The organism is Clostridium sp. RTP31139st1_H3_RTP31139_211217 (assembly GCF_040227035.1).
Taxonomy (GTDB): Bacteria; Bacillota; Clostridia; order Clostridiales; family Clostridiaceae; genus Clostridium; species Clostridium saudiense.
Map to the genome: position 1 here is coordinate 22,670 of NZ_JBCOAB010000042.1, position 6,145 is coordinate 28,814.

6 protein-coding genes are annotated in these 6,145 nt (G+C 28.3%); 5 read left to right on the forward strand and 1 reads right to left on the reverse strand.

The genetic code is table 11. From position 1 onward, the window contains the following. Positions 1–56 precede the first annotated feature (56 nt). Entirely contained in the window at positions 57–959 is a 903-nt protein-coding gene (locus tag ABUA17_RS14695) for an RluA family pseudouridine synthase (protein ID WP_042399752.1), read from the forward strand. Positions 960–1,023: 64 nt separating this feature from the next. Here ABUA17_RS14695 and ABUA17_RS14700 read toward each other — a convergent pair whose 3' ends face one another. Further along, positions 1,024–2,334, reverse strand: a complete 1,311-nt coding sequence (locus tag ABUA17_RS14700) for a D-alanyl-D-alanine carboxypeptidase (protein WP_042399750.1) — start codon at positions 2,332–2,334, stop codon at positions 1,024–1,026. A gap of 140 nt (positions 2,335–2,474) precedes the next feature. Between ABUA17_RS14700 and ABUA17_RS14705 the strand changes: the two genes are divergently transcribed. From ABUA17_RS14705 to rlmD, 4 genes are all read left to right on the forward strand, one after another. Continuing rightward, entirely contained in the window at positions 2,475–3,185 is a 711-nt protein-coding gene (locus ABUA17_RS14705; RefSeq protein ID WP_052330705.1) for a ComEA family DNA-binding protein, read from the forward strand. A 125-nt stretch (positions 3,186–3,310) separates the two neighbouring features. After that, a complete protein-coding gene (locus ABUA17_RS14710) occupies positions 3,311–3,982 on the forward strand; it encodes a hypothetical protein (protein WP_042399746.1) in 672 nt (223 codons plus the stop codon). Between the two features lie 43 nt (positions 3,983–4,025). After that, positions 4,026–4,433: an RDD family protein gene (locus ABUA17_RS14715; protein WP_042399743.1), complete on the forward strand. Its 408-nt coding sequence runs from the start codon at positions 4,026–4,028 to the stop codon at positions 4,431–4,433. A gap of 161 nt (positions 4,434–4,594) precedes the next feature. After that, positions 4,595–5,962: a 23S rRNA (uracil(1939)-C(5))-methyltransferase RlmD gene (rlmD, locus tag ABUA17_RS14720; protein ID WP_042399741.1), complete on the forward strand. Its 1,368-nt coding sequence runs from the start codon at positions 4,595–4,597 to the stop codon at positions 5,960–5,962. Positions 5,963–6,145 lie beyond the last annotated feature (183 nt).

Here is a 6,145-nt window from a genome sequence, read left to right on the forward strand (position 1 = left end):
TTAGTAAGAGTGATATAATAACTTTAAGTTTAACTCTTAACTTTAGGGAGGAAAACATGAGTACTTTAGAGAAGTGTGTAGATAAGGCTTTTGATGGAATAAAGATAAGAGAATACTTAAAAGAAGAGATGGGGTTATCATCAAGGCTTATTAGGGGTGCTGCTTTAGATAAAAGAATATTAGTAAATAATAATCCAGTTAAAATGAATTATGTATTAAAGGCTGATGATAATATTTTGATTAATCTTAAAAAGAAAGAAAGTCAAAATATAGAGCCAGAAAAAATAGAGATAGAAATAGTATATGAAGATAGCGATATTATTGTGGTGAATAAAAGACCTAATATGGTAGTTCATCCTACTAAGCGTTATCAATCAGGAACATTAGCAAATGCATTGTTATATTATTTTAAAGAAACTAACCAAGACTGTATTGTAAGACTTGTTAGTAGGCTTGATATGGATACATCTGGGTTAATAATAATTGCTAAAAATCAGTATGCTCATATGGAGTTATCAAAAGATATGCAACAAAATGGAATAGAAAAAAGATATTTAGCATTAGTCCATGGGCATATGGAGCAAATGGAGGGAACTATAGATAAGCCAATTTATAGGCCTGAAATTGAAGGAAATATGAGAAGAGTTGTAGATGAAAGAGGACAAAGGAGTATAACTCATTATAAAGTAGTAGAAAGATTAAAAAATGCTGATTTAGTTGAGTGTTTATTAGAAACAGGTAGAACACATCAAATAAGGGTTCATTTAAGTCATCTAGGACATCCTATTTATGGAGATACTTTATATGGAATTGAGGAAGATGCTCAGTTAATTTCAAGACAGGCACTTCATGCATATGGATTAAACTTTAAATCACCTAGAACAAAAGAATATCTTCAATTGAGAGCCGATTTACCTGAAGATATAAGAGCACTTTTAGAAAATCTAAGAGAGAGTTAAGAAAAAATTATAATATAAATAATTATTTCAATAAAAGAGTCTGCCTTAAAGGCAGACTCTTTTATTAAAAATTATGTTTATTTCTTATATAAGAACGTCTTGCTAAAAATCTTTTTCTTCTCTTTCTTTTACGTATTGAAAGAATAATGATAATTATAATAATTATTAAAATAATACCTGTTATTACTCCAGGAATAAAATACTTATTATTAGTAATAGAATTAACAGTATTTTTAACCGCTACTTCAGCTGTATATTTTCTAGATTCACCACTATCTAATTTTATATCACATATCTTATTGCCATTAATTAAAAGTGAAGCATTAAATAGTGTTTCACCTTTTTTTATAGATGTTTTACTTAAATCTTTATTTTCATAAGTAACTGATAAGTTAATATTATCGATATTTTCTCCATTTGCAAGATTGAAGGTATAATAAACATCATCAGCAGCAAGTAATGGAATAGTAGTTGAATCATCTATTTGATAATCATCTAATTTATCACCAGTTGTTACTATTTTTTCTGTTTTAAAGTTTTCAAATCCCCAATCAAATAATTGGCCAACTCCAGTATATAGACCATCTTTATCAGTAGCATTTAAAAATGCACCTACTATTTCTTGATCATCCTTAACTGCAACTGCAGCATATGAATGATTTGCAGCTACTGTATATCCAGTTTTTCCTGTATAAGCATATTTATAAGTATATGCTGAATTTTCTTTTAATAAAGGATTATGATTTGAAGCCCACTTTTCATTTCCATTTGAATAAGGATGATTTTCGTAAAAATATGATGGTGTTTGTGAAATCCTAACAAAGTCTGGATTTTGAGAAGCATACCTCATTATTAAAGCTAAATCATGAGCCGTTGTTAAATGTCCGTCTTCTGTTAACCCACTTGGATTTTTAAAGGAGGTATTTGTTGCTCCTAATTCTTTAGCTTTTTCATTCATAAGCTTGGCAAATTCCTCAATTGAACCTGCAACATGTTCTGCAATTGCTTCTGCACAATCATTTCCTGATTCTAATAACAATCCATAAAGTAATTCTTCAATTGTATAAACTTCGCCTTGTTCTATCCCTATGGAAGAGCCATCAGCTTTGGGTGGATTTTCTCCTATAGTAACTTGATCTGTAAGATTACATTTTTCTAATGCTATTATTGCTGTCATTACTTTTGTGGTTGATGCAGGCATATATTGAACATCAGAATTTTTTTCATATAGTACTTGACCAGTTTTTGCATCCATAAGATATACTCCTTCAGAGCATATATTAGGAAAGGCAAAGGTGTTTACTGAAGTAATATTTAACAACAAAATTGCTGAGAAAAATACTAAAGCAAACTTTTTGAATAATCTTTTCTTCATTTTTCTCTCCCTATATTTCATAGTTTACTTATTTAGTTTATCAAAAAAGGTGAAATAATTCCATATATATATTTATATAATAAGTTTATATATGGAATTTGTGTTAATAATTATAATGAGATTAATAAGTAGGTGAATAAATGGATAATATGAAAGAGAAATTAAAGAATATATTTAAAGAGAAAAAAACAATAGGTTTAACAGTAGTATTAATATTACTTCTTATAGTTTCATTAATGACATATGGAAAGAATAAAAGTAATGTTTTTAAAGATGAATATATGAATAATATTTTTATTGAGGAAAATGATAATTATAATGAAGAGCAAAAAACTAATAGTAGTAAAGATGAAATATTTAAAGAAGATTCAAGTTTAATAATTAATAATACCAATATTAATCAACAAGTAGGAAATATAATTGTAGTAGAAATTAAAGGTGAGGTCATTAATCCTGATGTATATAGTTTAAATGAAGGAAGTATAATTAAAGATTTAATAGAAGCAGCTGGAGGATTAACAAATGAAGCTGATATTTCTAATATAAATAGGGCAAAGGAAATAAACAATCATGAGCTTATAGTAATTAGAAATATTAATGATTCAGTTAGTAATGAGAACATAGAAATTAATGAAATTCAAGAAATAGAAATTGATGATGGTAAAATTAATATTAATACAGCTGATTTAAATAGACTTAAAGATATTCCAGGTATAGGTGATGTAAAAGCTAATTCTATTATTATGTATAGAGAAGAGAATGGTGGATTTAAAACAATAGATGAATTGAAAAATGTTGATGGAATAGGAGAAAAAACTTTTGAAAAAATAAAAAATAATATAAAAATATAATTCTTAATGTGAATTTTAAATAAATATGTTAATAAACACATTTAAATGAAAGGGTATTAATGTTATAATTAATAGGATTTAGGAAAGCATAATATTATGCTAATAAAGATATAGGGGGAAACAACATGAAGAGAAATGTAATAGCTTTAGCATTATGTACAGTTTTAGCTATTAGTGTTGTAGGATGCTCAAGTAATAATACAGAAAATAAAAATATAGCAAGTGATAATTCAAAAATAGCAATTGAAGATACTGATATTTTGTCAGGAACATGGTCAGAAGATTATAGTAGAGACGAAGTAAAGTCATTATTTGATAAAGCATTAGCAAGTGTTGAATCAACAGCAAAAGGATATTCATTAGAATATGAGGTAACTGAAAATGAAATAAAAGAAGAAAATGGTGAGTCAACTAATGATACATATGTATATTTAGATATTCCAGAAGCAGAGAGATTAGAAAGTATGTATTTTGGATTTAAACAATATGGGTCTGATTTAGCAAGTGGAAAATTAGAAATGAAGATGGGTTATAATTTAGATAGAAAAACTATATTAGAAGGACAAAAGTTTGAATTTGAAAACTTATCTTTAGCTGCATTTTCACAAGCTTTTACAGGGAATTATGAAAGGGATTATACTGAATTAGATAAGCAAATATATGACATAATTAAAAATGGAACTGGAGATGAAATACAAACAATTGAAAACAATCTTGATGGTTTAAAAGAAACAATAACCATAACAGATGACTTTTTGTTCTATAAATTAGAAAGTAGAGTATATAACTTTAAGTAAATAATAAGCTTTAATTATAAATATAAGTACTATGGAGGTAGAAATGGTGAATAACAATGAAGAAAAGTTAAATAAGGGTGAAGGCCAAGTTGATGATAAAGATATAACTTTATCAGGTGAAGAATTAGAAGAGGCTGAAGTTTATTTAGCTGAAGAAGAAGTAGCAGAAGCTAAAGAATTTATTAGAGACGAAGAAATTAAAAGTGATGGCAAGTTATTACACTATACTAAAGTTATATTAAGTGGAGTATTAGATCAAATATTTGTAATGCTATTAGCAATGCTTATTTTTGGAATATTTGGTTTAGTAATAAGATTATTTGGGTATAAAATTGCTATGAGAGAAGAAGTATTTTTAATTACGTATATTATAAGTAATATATTCTATTACCCAGTAATGCAAGAGTTTTTACACGGAAAAACTTTAGGAAAGAAATTTATCTTCAGATAATATGTGATACACCTCTATATAATTATAGAGGTGTTTTTCTTTTAGTTTTAAGGTATAATATTAAAAGCTAGAGTTAAGATATAATATTATATTTAAATATTATTGAATAACTTAATAGGAAGTTTAAAAAGATAATTAAAATATAAAGATTGGAGTACAAGATGAAAAGAGGAAGTCAGTTAACATTAAAGATAAATAGCTTAGAATTCCCATCAACAGGAATATCAGAGTGTGAAGGAAAGAAGATTTATGTAAAAGGAGCTTTTCCAGGCCAAACAGTAAAAGCAACAGTTAAGAAAAAGAGAGATGAATATGCTGAAGCAAAGCTTGTAGAGGTTATTGAAAGAGCTGAATATGAAATACCAGCACCATGTCCTCACTTTGGAGTATGTGGAGGATGTAGTTCACAAAATTTAACTTATGAAAAGCAATTAGAGTTTTTAAGTGATGAAATATGCGAACTTTTTGAGGCTAGAGATTTACCAATGGGAATGTATCTTGGAGTAAAAGGTAGCGAAAATTGCTGGGAATATAGAAATAAGATGGAATTCACTTTTGGTGATTTAGAAAAAGGCGGAGAGCTTACTTTAGGAATGCATATGAAAGGTAAGTCTTTTGGTGTATTAACTGTTGATAGCTGTATGATAGTTGATGAAGATTTTAGAACTGTTCTTAAAACAACTGTAGATTACTTTAGAAAAACTGGATTACCTTATTATAGAGTAATGAAAAGAGAAGGTTACTTAAGACATTTAGTTATTAGAAAAGCCACTAATACTGGTGAACTTATGGTTAACTTAGTAACTACAACTCAAGTTGATTTTGATTTAACTGAATATACTGAATTACTTAAATCTCAAAATTATAAAGGGGAATTAGTATCTGTTTTACATACTGAAAATAACTCTTTATCAGATGCAGTTATACCTGAAAAGGTAAATGTGTTATTTGGAAGAGATTACATAGTTGAAACTTTACTTGGTCTTAAGTTTAAGATATCTCCATTCTCATTCTTCCAAACTAATTCTAAGGGAGCTGAATCTCTTTATAGTTTAGTTAGAGATTTTATGGGAGATGGTGAAAATAAAGTTGTATTTGACCTTTATTGTGGAACTGGTACTATTGGTCAAATAGCAGCACCTAATGCTAAGAAGGTTGTTGGACTTGAGCTTATTGAAGAGGCTGTTGAAGCTGCAAGAGAAAATGCTAAGCTTAATGGATTAAATAATTGTACATTTATAGCAGGTGATGTTGCTGAAACTATTAAGAAAGTTAAGGATAAACCAGATATAATTATCCTAGATCCACCAAGAAGCGGTGTTTCTCCAAAGGCACTTGATTATGTAATTAGATTTAATGCACCTGAAATTATATATGTTTCTTGTAACCCTAAGACTATGGTTGAAAACTTAGATGTATTATTAGCTCATGGATATACTGTTGATAAGAGTACAGTTAAGGATATGTTCCCAAATACACCTCACGCTGAGACAGTTGTTAGGCTTACGAAGAGCGGAGCGATGAAGTAAGACTTCTATTACTGTCCATGCAAAGGATGTTCAAGAGACTATAGTCGAGTGGAAGCAACCTACTGCTTGAGACTGTAGTTAGATTAATTAAGAAATAGTTATCAAGAAAAAAGGGGCTGTATCAAAATAAATTTTGATATTAGCCGATAAAAAAAGGAGGGTTCGAATTCGAATCCTCCTTTT